Below are 15,651 nucleotides of genomic sequence, written 5' to 3' on the forward strand. Positions count from 1 at the left end.
AGAGCGACAAGATCATCTTGATTGCAATCTGATCTGGACGCTTGCAGACTGCCCTCGGGCGTCGATCACCGAAATGCGGGAAAAACCCGGCTCTCCCATGGACAACAGCGTTTCACGCCGGTTCAGACCGGTCACTACAGGCACGCCATCCACAAGCACCGTAAGCGGGAGAACGCCTGCGGCAAGTTTGAGCGACAGCGTTTCGTCATCCCGCCGCAGCACCGCGCCATCGGGCGGGAAACGGACCTCTGGCGCGCTGGCAGGTTTCGCAAACAGCGCGTCTCGCGACCGAAAGCGCTGCAGGGGCACCGGCAAGGCGGCGGTGCTGAGCAGCAGTGTATCCGGAGGTGGCGGTGGCAAGGGTGTTGGCTGCGACGCGATCCTTCCAAAGGCCTCGAACAGCAGCGGGGCTGCGAGAGCACCGCCAAAGGCACCGGGTACCGGCGTGCCATCGGGTCGTCCCAACCAGACTCCAATCACATGGGCACCATCAAACCCCACAGCCCAAGCATCACGATGGCCATAGGAAGTGCCGGTTTTATAGGCAATGTCACGGGTGGTTGCGGCGCCAGCGGGCGGCGCGATGCTGGCGAGGATATGGCTGACCTGCCAAGCGGCCTTTTGCGATAGAATGCGTCGGACGGGATGCGTTTGTCCCTGCTCCCAGATCAACGGGTGCACCACGCCGCCCTGTGCCAACCCGCCATAGAGCTGCACCAGATCGTTCAATGTAAGCCCGACACCGCCCAACACCACCGCCAACCCCGGCTTGCCGGTGAGTTGCGGTACCGCCCCGCCCTGACGCATCAGACCCATGAGGCGCGCGGGGCCGAGTTCCTGCATCAACATGACGGGCGGGATATTAAGCGACAGTTGCAGAGCCTCGCGCACGGTGAGTTCACCGCGAAACTGACCATCAAAATTTTGCGGCGCATAACGGCCAAAAACGGTTGGGGAATCATCAATCAAGGTATCAGGCTGGGCAAGACCCTGATCAAAGGCCATTGCATAGACAAAGGGTTTGAGTGTCGATCCGGGAGAGCGCAGGCTGCGTGTCATGTCAACAAAACCCAAGGCACCGCCGCGGGCTGAATAAGCGGGTGATCCCACCGAGGCGAGGACCTCTCCGCTGCGGTGGTCGGCGACCACGACAGCAGCAGAAACTCCCGCAACCTGCCCACGCACCGCACGGGCTGCCAGTTCTTCCATCTGTTCTTGCAACCGGGCATCCAAGGTCACATCGTGCCGTCCCGCCAATGGATTGCTTGCCCGCAGTTGATCCGCCAAATGCGGGGCGCGGCGCACAAAGGGGCGCATCTGCCGTGGAACCGGGGCAAGCCTTGATTGCGCCGGTGCATCAGCACGGGCAAGGACAAGGGCTCTGGCGGTTTCCGCTGCCTTTGCATATCTGTCCGGTCTGCGGCTTTCCGGTGCCTGTGGCAAGGCAACCAACAGCGCTGCCTCGGCCATGGTCAGACGGCGGGGCTCCTTGCCAAACCAGGCAAGGCTTCCCGCACGCAATCCCTCAAGCGCCCCACCATAGGGCGCATGGGTCAGATACAGCGTCAGGATCTCTTCCTTGCTCAACCTTCGTTCCAGCGCAAGCGCCAGCCGGATCTGACGAAGCTTGCCTGCCCAACGTCCGGTACCGGAATTTTCCAACAGACGCGCTGTTTGCATTGTTAAGGTCGACCCGCCCGAAACAACCCTGCCTGACATCAACGCCTGTCCTGCCGCCCGCATCAATGCAAGAACATCCACTCCCTTGTGCCTGAAAAACCTCTTGTCCTCGTAGGCGACCAGCATCTTCAGATATGCCGGATCCACCTGATCAAGCCGTAGCGCCAGACGTACCCGCCCATCCTCAACCGGAAATACCCGCATCAGGGCACCGGTCCTGTCGCGCATCTCAACCGATGTTTCGATCAGGAACGGCGGCAGGCGGGCTGAATCAACCCAGGTATCCAGCCTGTCGCGCAGGACCGCCCCTCCCCAAAGCGCTAAAACAAGAACAATCAAAGCAACCCGCCGGATCATGGCGTGACGGTAATCGAGGTTGTTGCCGTGTTGGCGCGATACTCAGGACGGTACATGTCTTCGACTGTGGCCGCAGGATGGTGGTATGTGCCCGGCGTCACCGCCCGCAGCATATAGGCAAGCCGAAACGGATCTGCCTCTGCGTGATTCACCGCGGCGACAAAGCGGTCACTGCGGAATTCAGCATTTTCGGCTGCCGTGGTTTGCAGCCAATCGAGTGTCCCGGTGTCGCCACTGCGTAACAGATTGGGATTGTCGATCTCGAACCCTGCGGGTAGCGGATCATCTATGATCAATCGTGCACCAACATCCTCGAACGGGGTCACGGTCAGCACGGCGACAATGCGTGTTCCCGACTCAACTGGACCGGCGACAGGCACGCCCTCGGTCGAAAAGAACTGCCGTGTGATCTGATAGCCGTAACCATCCGCTGCAGGCGCAGTTTCGGGCACACCAAAAGCGGTCATTGTCACGTCCAGAGATGCAGCACTTGTGTTCTGAATGACAGAACGCCTGCCGCTGCGATCATCCAGCCGCTGTACAACAGGTCCGCCTGCCGCTATTCCGTCAACACTCAGCCCCGCCACTGCGTTTTGTGTGCCAAGCGCATGCGCTGCCAGGACAACCTGTGCGGCTTCCTGCGTCGACAAACGGTGATTACCCCTATGTATCAAGGTAACAAGGCTCGCCGGATCAATCGCGGTGCTGCCTGCTTCCGCCGAGAGCTTCAGCACCGCCGCGGCGTCGCGCAGATGCGTGCCAAAATCGGCGCGCAGCCCGCGTTGTTCTGCCTTGGCCACCAGCATTGCTCCTGAACGTCGGAACAACGCGTCGGCACGCAACGGGTCCCCATAGGCGGCCAGCGCCGCCCCCAGTTGCGCCAGGGCAAGCGGCGTCGCAAATTCCTGTGCTTTGGTATCAGCGTAATAGCGCAGATCCCCCATGCTTGCCGCTCCCTCACGGGCCAGCACCAATAGCGCATAGGCAATGTCTTCTCCGCCGTGGTCAAAATCGGGGGCATAGTTGATCCGGTTGCGCAGATTGTCCATCGCCAGCGAAAAGGCGAGGTCAGGGACGGCCTGTCCCTGCGCACGGGCACGTGACAAAAAGTCCGTGACATAGGCATCCAGCCAGAATTCACCGGACTGGGCCTGCCACAAACCAAAGGCACCATTGCTGGATTGTCGCGTCATGATGCGGGCAATGGCCCGGCTGATCTTGTCGTTGATCTGCTCCGGTTCACCCAGTCCTGCATCTTGGGCCAGCGATCCCAAGTAAAGCAACGGCATCGCTGCCGATGCGATCTGTTCGGTGCATCCATGAGGGTATCGGTCAAGCTGTTGCAACAAGCCCGGTACGTCGAAACGAGACAGCGGACCCGCCGTGAGTGTCGCATGCCCCGTCCCCAGTCGAAGACCTGCAAAAACATTGCTGTCAAAGGTGAAACTCTCGTCCGGTCCAAGCGAGAATTGGCGCGTCACGGCCACTTCGGGATCATTGTCACGTACGGGCATATTCAGCCCCTTGCGCAGTTCGGTGCCCTCAGGGGTCGTCAGGACAACCGTGACCAGATTATCGCCGATTTCACGCGCCGTGAGCGGGATATTGAGCCGCGTCGTCGAACCCTTCGAGATGGTCACCGCTGCCGGCACATCGCCAAGCGCAATGCCTGCATCCGCATGAACCTGCAGGGCAATGTCACCTGCCGGCCCTTCCCCATGGATCAGTTCCAACAACAGTCTGCTCCTATCACCGGGGGCGAGGAACCGCGGGAGCGAGGCGGTGACGACTACAGGATCTTTCGCAACAATGTCCCGACTTGCGTCGCCAACTGCGTCCTGCGACCAGGCCACCGCCATCAGCTTGATGGTACCGTTAAAGGCAGGTTTGATGATGTCGATCTCGGTGCGGCCATCCGCACCAACCCTGACTGGCCCCGAAAAGAATGCCATCAACTTTTCCGTCGGCGGTGGCGATTGAACCTGCGCAGCGGCACCAGCATCGCCACCTGAACGAACGGTTCCCAAGGCACCGTTCAAGCCGTCGATCAAACGGCCGTAGATGTCGCGTATTTCGACCCCCAGACGACGTTGACCAAAGTAGTGATCGGTAACTTCGGGTGGGGTAAATCCGGTGAGGTTCAGGATTCCCACATCAACTGCAGCAAGGGTGAGATAGGCCTCCTGCCCTTCTTTCACGCCTTCCACGCGCAGGGCGACCCGCAATGTGCCTGCCTGGCCATCCACCTGCGCTGGCGCTTCAAAGCTGACCTTGAGTTCCTTTTGTGCAGGTGCGACGGCGGCATGTACCAGACCCATATGGCGGCTCGGGTTCGTGCCCGTTGCCACATCCATACCGCGCAGCACAGATGCGGTGACATAGGCACCCGTGCCCCAATCACTGCCCACGGTCAGGTTCAGTGTATTTTCCCCCGCGGTGACCGGGACCACGCGCCGTTCAATCACGCGGTTGGACAAGACATTGATCATCGCGACACCGGCGCCCTCCGCAACAAGGCGCAGGGTTGCGGTATCACCGGTCTCATAGCTGTCGGCATCCAGCGACATCTCCAGACGGTCCGGCGTGTCTGTGGCTCCATCACCGCCATACCACCCTGATGCAAAATCAACAGAAGACACCGCATAGGGCGTGCCTATCCGTTCAACAACAATCTCATATGCGCCCCAGTCTGTCGGGGATGTCACCCTTGTCGGAGTGCCACTCAGGTTCGCTTCGCCCGTCGCCACACGCACCCGGCGGGTTACCGGTTCCCATTCCCAATTACCGTAAAGTTGATACCATTGATAACGGGTGTCGACCCTGTTCACCGTCCAGCGGACCGGCATCTGTACGCCGGCTCCTACCGGGCCAAGCGCGATCAGGTCGAATCCTGCTTCCGCGCCCTCGGCCAGCACATCGTCAAACAATGGCTTGATCCCGATCATTGCTGCATCCGCTGTCACCGCCTTTTCGATCCGGCGCTCCACCGGGCGGCCTGATCCTTCGGCAACGCGCAGGATTACCTGTGCCTTCAGCGGTTGGCCTGGCTCCTCATCAAGTTCCGGCAGGTTGAGCGCCAGGGTGGCCAGGCCATCAGCATCTGTTACAGCATCATCAATGCTGCGCGTTTGTGTACGGAAACCGGCGTCATACCGCCCGAACTGATACCCTTCCCATCCATCGATGTGGCGCGTTGCACTCAGCCGCACATCGCCTTCTACCTTCAAATCTGCGCCTGGTGCCCCGAAAAGATACCGGACATTCACCGTTATCGGCGGGCTTTGCGTCAGGCGCAGCGGTGCCTCCGGCAGGGCAATGTCGAAATCTATCCGTTCTGGCAGAAAATCCTCGACCAGCACGGTCTGGCTCGCCAGCGCCGGCGCTTTGAGATCGCTGAAAATATCGACCCGCCAAGCCCCGCGTGGCACATCCACCCCCAGGGGCAAAGCAAAGACATGTCCACCGGCCTTGGCATCCATGCTCAACTGACGGCTGTATTCAACGCCGTCAGGACGTTTGAGGACGGCGGTCACGGGCAGACCTTCCAAAGCCTGCGCCTGTCCATTCCGCGTCAGTGCCGTGACAAAAATTGTCTCGCCTACACGGTAGGCACCGCGATCCGTTGTGAGGAACGTGTCGATCGGAGGGGCCGGCGGATGTCCTTCGACGCCACGATCCGACAGATCAAATGCAGGGTCGGTGAGCGCCAGAAACGCAACGTCGGCCTCTCCCTCCTGCGCCATCAACAAAGCGGGCTGTGCCGCTCCAGTACCACGGATCAGGCCGGGCGGGAAACGGGCAAATCCATCAGCATCGGTAAACGCCGTCCCCAATACGGCATTGGCGCGGCTTACCAGGGTGACCTCGATGCCTTGTTTGGCCGTTGCATCCGCCAAACCGCGCACCGCTAGCTGCATGCCATCGGTTCCTGACCAGGTAGACAGCCCCAGATCCGACAGCACAAACCACTGCATTGCAGAGGGCGATTCATAGCGGTCCTGCCCGGGTACAGCCGCACTGAGCGTATAGATCCCGGCGGGTTGATCGCCCAGCGCCATGCCCAGGGGCAAACGTGTGGTCATGTCGACGTTCAATTCGTTTTGCACCGCCGCTGTACCCGTCCAAACCTCCTGGGCAAGGCTGTCTGCAAAACGGTCATCCTCATAGGCGCTGAGCGGGCGACCGAAATAACTTTCTCGGATCGCACCTACAAGATTGCGGTCGCTGACACGGCGCAGGGTCAAGTCAAGCGTGGAGACATTCACCGTTTCAACCGGCAAGGCAGCATCAGCACTGCGCGGCAACACATATGCTCGGCCAGCAAACCGAACAGCGGGGCCACGGTCGCGCACATAGAGGTTCAATGAAACGTCTTTATGCAACACCTCGCCGCTCGCTGCGGGCAACCCGGCGCGCAGGGTCAAACCATATCGCGCACCATGTTCAACACCATCAATACAAATCTGTTGCCCCTCTGCCTGAACGACAAGACCCCGCCCCTCGATCCGCACAAAGGGTTCATAATCCACACCAAGCTGCACCAGGTTTTCGGAAAATTCTGCGCAGATACGCGGGGCGGCCGCATCATTATCCACGCGATGTTCGGTCACCCGAAACCCGTATTTCCCGATGGCCTGCTCAAGCATCTGTTCCAGATCGTTCCGGGGCGTTATGCCAAGCGCCAGCCGCAAGGCAGGAATCATACCTCGACCGCGTCGATTGGCATCCAGAGCGCGGGCGAGCACCCGCAATGCCTCAACTTGGACACCGGATTGGTCAGCCCGCAAATAGGCGTTAATTGCCGCCAGAAGCGCTTCGCGGCGGTGCATTTCGCGATTGTCATTCTTTCCGCTCTGGGCATTGATCAAGGCCAGCCGCGCATAGGACGTCCAGACATCAGCCCGATCAGACAGTGCCACGGCCCTACCCGCCAGCCCCAGCGCCCGCCGCGTTTCATTTGATTGTTCCGCCGTGGTCATCGCTGCCGCCAAATCTTCCAGCGGGGCACCATCCAGATCATACCGCTGAGCGTTGATCGCGACAAAAGCGCGGGTCGCATCGAAATCTTCCTCGGTAAGAAAGCCTAGATCTTTCTGGCGTTTGCCCTGTGCTGCGACAACTTGTCGATCGGTTGCGATTTTTCGAGCCGAGAGCGCGCCGGTATAAGGCTGCTGCTCCGTCACGCCGGATTTGGGAAAACAGGCATTGTTGCGCGTGTTGTAGGTGAAGGCCACGCAGGTATCCTGAGCCGAACATGCACGGGCACAAGCCGCTTGGCTGGTGTCGAAAAGCTTGGTCAGATCGGCACCATAGAAATCCATGTCGCGGGTATAAAGATAACGATGATCCGGCACTGCATTCTGGGCAACCACCGCACCCGAAGAAAATGTCAGAAGCGCCCAAGACAATCCCGCAGCCAAAAATGCACGCATCGCACGACTCCCTAATCCCGTTGGCATCAGCCTGACATGCGTGCTGCAATCGGGCAAGCCTTGCGCATGGTTTACAAATTCAAACAAGTCGGCAGGCAAAGACGGCCCGACGGCATTGCCGCCCTCAGATCAGGTCGCCGGATAATCGCGCATAAAAACCGGCTTGTCCGGTGTCGAGACATCCGCCTGATAGGCATAGCCTCCGGTATCAAAATCATTGATGCCTTCGACAGATGTCAACCGGTTCTGGATGATGAAACGGGCCATCGCGCCGCGTGCTTTCTTGGCGAAAAAGCTCACCATCTTGGGGCCTTTGCCGTCACGCTTGTCTTCCAGAAACTGTGGTGTCACGACCCTGAGTTTCAGTGCTTTGGGGGCAACCGCACCAAAGTATTCCTGGCTCGCACAGTTGATCAAGACCTCGCTGCCAATCTGTTCTGCCTGGGCATTCAACGCCTTGGACAATTGATCACCCCAATAATCGTAGAGCGTTGCGCCACGTCGCGTCTTCAGCTTGCTGCCCATTTCCAGACGATATGGCTGAATCGCGTCCAGCGGACGCAATACCCCGTAAAGACCGGACAAAATGCGCAGATGATCCTGTGCCCAAGCCATTTCATCCGCGTCGAGACTGCCTGCCTCCAGCCCTTGATAGGTATCACCCGCAAAAGCCAGCGCGGCAGGCCGCGTCGATTCTGCGGTTGGCTCTGCCTCGAACGACCGGAACCTGTCGCGATTGAGCCGCGCCAGATCATCGCTGAGGTGCATCAGTGCCTTCAGTTTTGTCAGGGACAGATTGCGTGCGGTTGTGGCCAGACGCATGGCATCCGTCAGGAAATCCGGCTCGGTGACCGTTGCATCACTTGCGCCCCAATCCAGTTTCTTGGCAGGCGAAATCACAACCAGCATCTTTGTCCCCCAATTTGATTTAATTCATCTGATAACGTCATGTTCCGGGATCACAAGAGCGTTTCAACCCACAGCGCGCAGCACGTTCAGGAACGCCGTCCCAAACCGTGCAGCGCGCCTGTCGCCCAGCAGATTTTCCAGGGTGCTTTCGTCCGCATGGCGCAGTTGTGCTACCTTGGCCAATAATGACGCCGAACAGCTTAGGGGTTTCTCGGTGCCCGCTTCGCCCCGCGTCAGGTCGGCCTGGATCTGCAACAGCTGATCGTAGACATTACCCGCTGCACGACCCGCGAGCTTGCGCCGCGTCGGGTGCATGCTGGCGGCCTCACCGTTGATCACTTCAAGGAATGCCTTGCCGTAGGTTTCAAGTTTCTTGGCCCCCACGCCACTGATCCCCGCCATCCCGTCCAGGGTGCGGGGCCTTTTTTCGGCCATTTCGATCAATGTCCGGTCGGTAAAGATGATATAAGCAGGCACCTTGGCCGCCTCGGCCAACCCGCGCCGCTTGGCCTTGAGCGCCGAAAGCAAGGGCGCATCTTCCTCGGACACCATCTGCTTGACGGCTGGACGGCGTGTCGCGCCCGCGGTCCTGATGCTATCACGGCGCAGGTTGATGCGGGCCTCGTCGCGCAATATCGGGAGAGCGGCATCGGTCATGCGCAATGCACCGTGACGTTCAGGATCCGGCCGGATCAGATCATGCCCCATCATCTGACGAAAAATCGCCTGCCACTGCCGACGGTCATATTCTCCGCCCACTCCGAAAGTAGGCAGGCTGGCATGCCCTCTCTGTTTCACCTTGTCCGTCTCGATACCCAGCAAGATGTCGATCAAATGACCGGCGCCAAACCATTCCTCGGTTCGCAGGATTGCGGAAAGCGCCTTGCGCACGGCAGTGGTGCCGTCGAACACATCCGCAGGGGTATCGCAGAGATCGCAACGCCCACAGGCGATACCGCTTTCGTCAAAGTAACCCAGCAAGGTCTTGCGTCGACATTCCAGCGCCTCGGCCAGCCCAAGCAAGGCATTCAGTCTGGCGTGATCGGCGGCGCGGCGTTCAGGTGGGGCCAAACCTTCGTCAATCTGACTGCGCCTCAGCCGGATGTCATCGGGGCCGAACAAAGTAAGCGTTTCAGCCGGTGCACCGTCACGGCCAGCGCGCCCGATTTCCTGATAATAGGCCTCAATACTCTTGGGCAGGTCGGCATGGGCGACCCATCGGATATCGGGTTTGTCGACACCCATCCCAAAGGCAACCGTGGCACAAACGATCAATCCGTCCTCTTGCTGAAACTGGCGTTCCGCGATGCGGCGGTCTTCGGCCTCCATACCGCCATGATAGTGGATTGCCTTCTGTCCCACCTCGCGCAGCGCCCGTGCAATGCCTTCGGTCTTGGCGCGTGTGCCGCAATAGACGATGCCCGATTGCCCCTTGCGAGCGGCGGCGAAATTCAGGATCTGCTCGCGCGGCTTGTTCTTTGCGCTGAAGGCCAGATGAATGTTAGGACGGTCAAACCCTCCAAGAAAGACAGTGGGATCTGATCCATCAAACAGCTTTTGCACAATCTCGGCACGGGTTTCGGCATCGGCCGTCGCGGTAAAAGCCGCAAGCGGAACATCAAGATTGCGACGCAATTCACCGATACGCAGATAGTCCGGACGAAAATCGTGGCCCCACTGGCTGACGCAATGGGCCTCGTCCACCGCGATCAGGCCTACGCCAATGCGTTTCAGCATCGCCGCGACCGATCCTGCGGCCAGACGCTCGGGCGCCATGTAAAGCAGGCGCAGCGTGCCGTCTTCCAATCCTTGCCAAACCGCGTCGGTTTCTTCTTCGGTATTGCCGGAGGTCAGAGCACCGGCACCTACGCCTGCTTCCTGCAAGCTGCGCACTTGATCCCGCATCAGAGCAATCAGCGGCGAAATCACCACGGTGACGCCATCGCGCATTAGCGCAGGCAATTGAAAACACAAGGATTTGCCGCCGCCAGTGGGCATTATAGCCAAAACGTTTTCGCCGACGGTTACCGCCTCAACAATCTCTTGCTGACCGGGGCGGAATCCGTCAAATCCGAATACGTCACGGAGAAGCGTGGCAGCGCCTGTCATTTTGCCCTCGTGTAAGATTATCTGCTCTTTTCATGCAGAATCCCACACTAACAAACGATGAACAAGGCCAAAGGCAGGATGATCAGTAGAAGGCCGCAGCGTTGTTCACCAAAACAATTCGCGCCACGGCGACACCGATCAACACGACCAATGGTGCGAGATCAAGCCCGCCCATATTGGGCACAACCCGGCGCACGCGGCTGTAGACCGGCTCCAGCAATCGGTTCAGGCCGTCCCAGATTTGCGCCACAAGCGGCTGACGAAGGTTCAAAACCTGAAAATTGATCAGCCATGACATGATGACATGCGCAATCACGATGAAGTAAACAATGTTCAGCAACAGCATCAGAATTTCAAAAATCGAGGTCATGTCGCGCCCTTTTATGAACTATTGAGGCCCAATTAAGCGCGCCGTGCGCATTTCGCAAGGGTGCCGCAAGGTTCACGGTTGACGTAGCGCCCCATTGGGTCACTTGAGTAGGGCAAAGGAGACCGCAGTTATGTTCCCGTTCTTTCGTGTCCTCAAGGATGTCTGGCTCGCCAGCCGCCAACCCCGTTTCGATACCCTGACTGATACGCACGTCAGCCGGCATATTTGCTGGCCTCACGATCTGGACTTCTTTCTTGAGTTGAACAATGGCCGCGCCATGTCGCTTTATGACATTGGGCGTACTGCCATGGCACAGCGGGCCGGACTGATTGCCACATTGCGACGCGAAAAATGGGGGCTGACGATCGCCGGATCATCAACCCGTTTCCGCCGGCGGATCTTTGGCTTTGAACGATTCGAAATGCGCAGCCGTGCCAATTGCTGGGACGACAGGTTCATCTATCTTGAGCAAAGCATGTGGAAGAGAAACGGCGAATGCGCCAGCCATGTGATGTTTCGGGCGGCGGTGACGGACAAGAACGGACTCGTCGACCCGCGAAAGGTCCTGTTGGCCATGGGCCGGGAGGAAGCTTCGCCTGAAATGCCGGACTGGGTCAAGGCATGGTGCCTCGCCGAAGACAAACGCGCCTGGCCGCCGATGCAGGACAGTTGAAGCAACGACAGTCTTTGCTTGCGCGAACGCGGTCCGCCTGTTTTACCAGAGCAAACGCTATGGGGACAGCAGATGGCAGAGATTTCCGCGCGCAAACGCATTTGGGGCTGGTACTTTTTCGATTGGGCCAGCCAGCCGTATCATACAGTCCTGAACACCTTTATCTTCGGCCCGTTCTTTGCCGCAATCGCGGCAAGCTATTTTCTGGGTATGGGTCTCGAAGAAGGTGCCGCCGACGCCCGTGCTCAGGCAACATGGGCCTGGAGCACCGCAACCTATGGCATCATCATCGCCCTGGCCGCGCCCATATTCGGTGCAATGGCCGACAGCACGGGGCGCAAGATGCCCTGGATCATCGTCTTTAGCGCGATGTATGTCGCCGGTGCCTCGCTGTTGTGGTTCACCGATCCTGCGGCTGGCAATCTTTACTGGATGCTTGCGGCATTTGGCCTCGGTTTCATCGGCGGGGAATACGCTCTTATTTTCATCAATTCACAACTGCCCGGGTTGGGAACAAAGGAAGAAATCGGCAAGATTTCCGGCTCCGGTTTCGCCTTTGGTTATCTCGGCGGTCTGGTCTGTTTGATTCTGGTCCTCGGCTTTGTTGTGGAACAGGGTGACGGCAAGACGCTGCTTGGGTTTGATCCAGCCCTTGGGTTGGACGCTGCAGCGCGTGAAGGGACCCGTCTGACCGGCCCCATCACCGCGCTTTGGTATGTGGTTTTCATGATCCCCTACTTCTTGTGGGTACGCGAGGTTCATACCAGCCATCTCCGCGCAAGCTTTTCCGCAGCCGTGGGCAGTGTCGTCACCTCGATCAAAGGTCTGGTTCACCGCAAGAGTCTCGGCTTCTTTCTGGTTTCATCGATGTTCTACCGTGACGGACTCAACGGGCTTTATGCCTTTGGCGGGGTCTATGCCAATCTGGTGCTGGATTGGGAAGTTGCGCAAATCGGAGCTTTTGGTGTTGTTGCCGCGCTGGGTGCGTCGGTCTTCAGCTTTCTGGGCGGCTTTGCCGACCGTCGCTTTGGCCCAAAACCGGTGATCCTGGTCTCGATCTGGGTCTTGATGTTCATCTGTCTGACCATCGTCAATCTTACCCCCAACAGCATCTACGGCATGGAACTTGCCACCGGAACCAACACCCCGAACCTGATATTCATGGTCTGCGGTGTGTTGATCGGCGGTTTCGGCGGTATTTTACAGGCCTCCAGCCGCTCTCTCATGGTGCGCCACTGCTCTGAGGAAAACTCAACCGAGTATTTTGGCCTCTACGGCCTCTCCGGGCGCGCTACGGCATTCCTTGCGCCTATTCTGATCGGCATTGCTACCACACTCTCGGGCAGCGCACGGATTGGCATTTCACCGGTCATATTTTTGTTTCTCTTGGGTCTGATCCTGTTAGCATGGGTGAAACGAGACGGAGATACTGCAAAATGATCCTTTCCCGCATACTGACCTGTGCCGCCCTCGGTCTTGCGCTCGCCTCCTGTGGTGGTGGCGGGGAGCGCGACATCAGTGGTGCCAGACAGGTTCTGCCAACCATTGGATCTTCCGGCGGCGCGTTAAGCAATGTGCAGGCGAAAAAGCTGTTTGGCGTCAAGTCCGGGCCATCGCGACAATCCTCTGCCGCCTTCGGCAGCTACGCCAAAGGCTGCATGGCCGGTGGGGCGCAACTGCCCGAAACCGGCCCGACATGGCAGGCGATGCGGCTGTCGCGCAACCGCAACTGGGCCCATCCTGAAACGATAGATTTTGTCAAGAAACTGTCGGCGTTCGCTGCGACCCAACCCGGTTGGGAGGGTCTTTATGTCGGGGACATGAGCCAGCCCCGGGGCGGGCCGATGCTGACAGGGCATCGCAGTCACCAGATCGGCCTTGATGCGGACATCTGGATGTTACCGCCGAAATCACTGAACCTCAGCCAGAAGCAACGCGAGAACATCTCGTCCATTTCCATGCGCAAATCCAGGGGAGCCTATGTGAACAGCTCCTGGACGGCTGCGCATCACAATATTCTCAAGGCCGCTGCCAAGGATCCGCGCACCGCACGCATCTTTGTCTTTCCCGGTGCCAAGGTACAAATGTGCGCCGACGAAAACGGCGACCGAAGCTGGTTGAACAAGATCCGGCCTTGGTACGGGCACCACTATCATTTCCATGTACGCCTGAAATGCCCCAAAGGGGCCAGCGGCTGCGTGAACCAAAGCCCGCCCCACGCCGGTGACGGCTGTGCCGATGCGCGCAAATGGCAACGCGACATCCTGAACCCGCCCCCGCCCAAGCCAAAGGATCCCAACGCCAAGCCCAAGCCGCCGCGGCGCGAGCTGCTCTTGGCCGATCTACCCGCACAATGCAAAGCGGTGCTGGAGAACTGAAACATCTTGTTCTTGCCATCGGCCTTGCTCTCTGGGGCAGCTACTTGCCTGGGCAGTCGAAACTGACGCTGGTGCAAACCTCCAATGTTGTCTGGAAACTGCCCCATGCCTGGTTCGGCGGTTTCTCTGGCATCGAGACCAACGACAATGGGGAAACCCTGTATTTGTTGTCAGACCGGGGCACGCTGGCCCAGGCCCGCCTGTTCCGGGAGCATGACAAGATCACAAGCATCCAGCTGCTGTCACAGGTCACCCTGCGCAATGCAAATGGTGCTCCGCTGCAGGGTGCCTTTCGCGATGCCGAAGGCCTTGCTATCGCCAGCGATGGCAGGGCCTTTGTCTCGTTTGAATTTCGCCACCGTGTTGCCAGGCTGAACCTGATCACCGGCAGAACGACGCGCCTGCCCGATCATGCGGATTTTGCCGACTTTTCGACAAACTCCGGCCTGGAAGCGCTGGCGATACATCCAGACGGGCGGCTTTTCACCCTGGCCGAAAGCCGGGCAAGTGTTCCCGATAAACTGCCGCTTTACGCCTTTGATCACGGCGCCTGGCGCATCGTCGATAATCTTGAGGCCAGCGGCGGTTTCCGCCCGGTGGGCGCGGACATCGACAGCCACGGCTATCTCTACCTGCTCGAACGCGCCATCACCCCATTGGGATTCCGCAGCCAGATCCGGCGTTTTGATCTGAACCGAACACCCGCACCCTCTGTGACCCTGCTCAGCAGCCTGCCTGCGACCTATGACAATCTGGAATCCCTAAGTGTTTGGCAAGACAGCAATGGCCGAACCCGTCTGACATTGATCTCGGATGACAACTTTTTCTCGCTCCAGGCCACCCAGATCGTCGAGTTCCTGTTAACGGAATGACTTGCGCCCGGCCCCACTAAAGCCTAAAGCGCCCCTGTCTGCGATAGCCGCAGGCCAAGTCGCCGCACCCTTGCACAAAACGGTTCAGATTATGACATACAAAACGCTTCCCGGCATCCTTGCCATGGCTACCATCGTCGTGGCCTCGAATATCCTTGTTCAATTCCTTTACGGTCAATGGTTGACGCTGGGTGCCTTCACCTATCCTCTGGCCTTTCTGGTCACCGATGTGATGAACCGAGTTTACGGAGCAGCGGCGGCCCGTCGTGTTGTGCTGGCCGGGTTCCTGGCCGGTCTGGTCTGTTCCCTGATCGGCACACAGATCACCGGCGCATTCGGCCCATTGGTCACATGGCGCATTGCGATCGCGTCAGGGCTGGCTTTTCTGGTGGCGCAATTGGTCGACATCGGCATCTTTGCCGCATTGCGTGGCGGCAGCTGGTGGCGGGCACCGTTGGTCAGCACCCTGATCGGCAGCCTGATCGACACGATGCTGTTTTTTTCCATCGCTTTTTCCGCGAGTTTCAGTTTCATCCACCGCGCCACGGATGTCAGTTGGGCGGCAGAGACCCTGCCCCTGCTTGGTACCGGACCCGTCGCCCCACTCTGGGTATCGCTTGCGGTTGCGGACTGGGCCGTGAAACTCAGCATCGCGATACTGGCCTTGATCCCGTTTCGCCTGATCACCACCCGCTTGAGGCGCTCCAACTGAAACCACTCTCTTTATGGCCTTAAATACCGCGGGGTTTGGGGCAGAGCCCCAATAAAACAACAACTTGCGAATCTGCCTACGCGATAATCTACAGGTGCGGCAAAAATTCACTTTGCGATTTGACAAACCTGTGCAACGTTTCAAGGTGAGTTCAACAAA

10 protein-coding genes are annotated in these 15,651 nt (G+C 58.9%); 5 read left to right on the forward strand and 5 right to left on the reverse strand.

All coding sequences use genetic code 11. From position 1 onward, the window contains the following. Positions 1-12 precede the first annotated feature (12 nt). From pbpC to OS190_RS00840, 5 genes are all read right to left on the reverse strand, one after another. Positions 13-2,037 (reverse strand): penicillin-binding protein 1C, encoded by a 2,025-nt coding sequence (gene pbpC, locus OS190_RS00820; RefSeq protein ID WP_267156761.1) that lies wholly within the window; start codon positions 2,035-2,037, stop codon positions 13-15. After that, complete coding sequence (locus OS190_RS00825) at positions 2,034-7,469, reverse strand: alpha-2-macroglobulin family protein (protein WP_267156762.1); 5,436 nt, start codon at positions 7,467-7,469, stop codon at positions 2,034-2,036. The genes pbpC and OS190_RS00825 overlap by 4 nt, the downstream gene beginning before the upstream one ends. A 129-nt stretch (positions 7,470-7,598) precedes the next feature. Then, complete coding sequence (gene yaaA / locus OS190_RS00830; RefSeq protein ID WP_267156763.1) at positions 7,599-8,378, reverse strand: peroxide stress protein YaaA; 780 nt, start codon at positions 8,376-8,378, stop codon at positions 7,599-7,601. 63 nt (positions 8,379-8,441) lie between these two features. Further along, complete coding sequence (gene recQ / locus OS190_RS00835) at positions 8,442-10,487, reverse strand: DNA helicase RecQ (RefSeq protein WP_267156764.1); 2,046 nt, start codon at positions 10,485-10,487, stop codon at positions 8,442-8,444. An 82-nt stretch (positions 10,488-10,569) separates the two neighbouring features. After that, a complete protein-coding gene (locus tag OS190_RS00840; RefSeq protein WP_267156765.1) occupies positions 10,570-10,857 on the reverse strand; it encodes a YggT family protein in 288 nt (95 codons plus the stop codon). 130 nt (positions 10,858-10,987) lie between these two features. On the opposite strand from OS190_RS00840, the gene OS190_RS00845 reads away from it, so the two are divergent. From OS190_RS00845 to OS190_RS00865, 5 genes are all read left to right on the forward strand, one after another. Then, positions 10,988-11,530 (forward strand): acyl-CoA thioesterase, encoded by a 543-nt coding sequence (locus OS190_RS00845; RefSeq protein WP_267156766.1) that lies wholly within the window; start codon positions 10,988-10,990, stop codon positions 11,528-11,530. A gap of 72 nt (positions 11,531-11,602) precedes the next feature. Then, positions 11,603-12,970 (forward strand): MFS transporter, encoded by a 1,368-nt coding sequence (locus tag OS190_RS00850; RefSeq protein WP_267156767.1) that lies wholly within the window; start codon positions 11,603-11,605, stop codon positions 12,968-12,970. After that, on the forward strand, positions 12,967-13,908 hold the full coding sequence (gene mepA / locus OS190_RS00855; RefSeq protein ID WP_267156768.1) for a penicillin-insensitive murein endopeptidase: 942 nt from the start codon (positions 12,967-12,969) through the stop codon (positions 13,906-13,908). The genes OS190_RS00850 and mepA overlap by 4 nt, the downstream gene beginning before the upstream one ends. Next, on the forward strand, positions 13,884-14,780 hold the full coding sequence (locus OS190_RS00860) for an esterase-like activity of phytase family protein (protein ID WP_267156769.1): 897 nt from the start codon (positions 13,884-13,886) through the stop codon (positions 14,778-14,780). Before mepA ends, OS190_RS00860 begins: the two co-directional genes overlap by 25 nt. Before the next feature lie 91 nt (positions 14,781-14,871). Continuing rightward, a complete protein-coding gene (locus tag OS190_RS00865) occupies positions 14,872-15,492 on the forward strand; it encodes a queuosine precursor transporter (RefSeq protein WP_267156770.1) in 621 nt (206 codons plus the stop codon). The last annotated feature ends 159 nt before the right edge of the window (positions 15,493-15,651 follow it).

The organism is Sulfitobacter sp. F26204 (assembly GCF_026410305.1).
Lineage (GTDB): Bacteria > Pseudomonadota > Alphaproteobacteria > Rhodobacterales > Rhodobacteraceae > Sulfitobacter.

Excerpts from the sequence above, each read along its gene's own strand:
- OS190_RS00865 (WP_267156770.1), top strand. The coding sequence starts at position 14,872 with ATGACATACAAAACGCTTCCCGGCATCCTTGCCATGGCTACCATCGTC.
- OS190_RS00860 (WP_267156769.1), top strand. The coding sequence starts at position 13,884 with ATGCAAAGCGGTGCTGGAGAACTGAAACATCTTGTTCTTGCCATCGGC.
- mepA (WP_267156768.1), top strand. The coding sequence starts at position 12,967 with ATGATCCTTTCCCGCATACTGACCTGTGCCGCCCTCGGTCTTGCGCTC.
- OS190_RS00850 (WP_267156767.1), top strand. The coding sequence starts at position 11,603 with ATGGCAGAGATTTCCGCGCGCAAACGCATTTGGGGCTGGTACTTTTTC.
- recQ (WP_267156764.1), bottom strand. The coding sequence starts at position 10,487 with ATGACAGGCGCTGCCACGCTTCTCCGTGACGTATTCGGATTTGACGGA.
- pbpC (WP_267156761.1), bottom strand. The coding sequence starts at position 2,037 with ATGATCCGGCGGGTTGCTTTGATTGTTCTTGTTTTAGCGCTTTGGGGA.
- OS190_RS00840 (WP_267156765.1), bottom strand. The coding sequence starts at position 10,857 with ATGACCTCGATTTTTGAAATTCTGATGCTGTTGCTGAACATTGTTTAC.
- OS190_RS00825 (WP_267156762.1), bottom strand. The coding sequence starts at position 7,469 with ATGCGTGCATTTTTGGCTGCGGGATTGTCTTGGGCGCTTCTGACATTT.
- OS190_RS00845 (WP_267156766.1), top strand. The coding sequence starts at position 10,988 with ATGTTCCCGTTCTTTCGTGTCCTCAAGGATGTCTGGCTCGCCAGCCGC.
- yaaA (WP_267156763.1), bottom strand. The coding sequence starts at position 8,378 with ATGCTGGTTGTGATTTCGCCTGCCAAGAAACTGGATTGGGGCGCAAGT.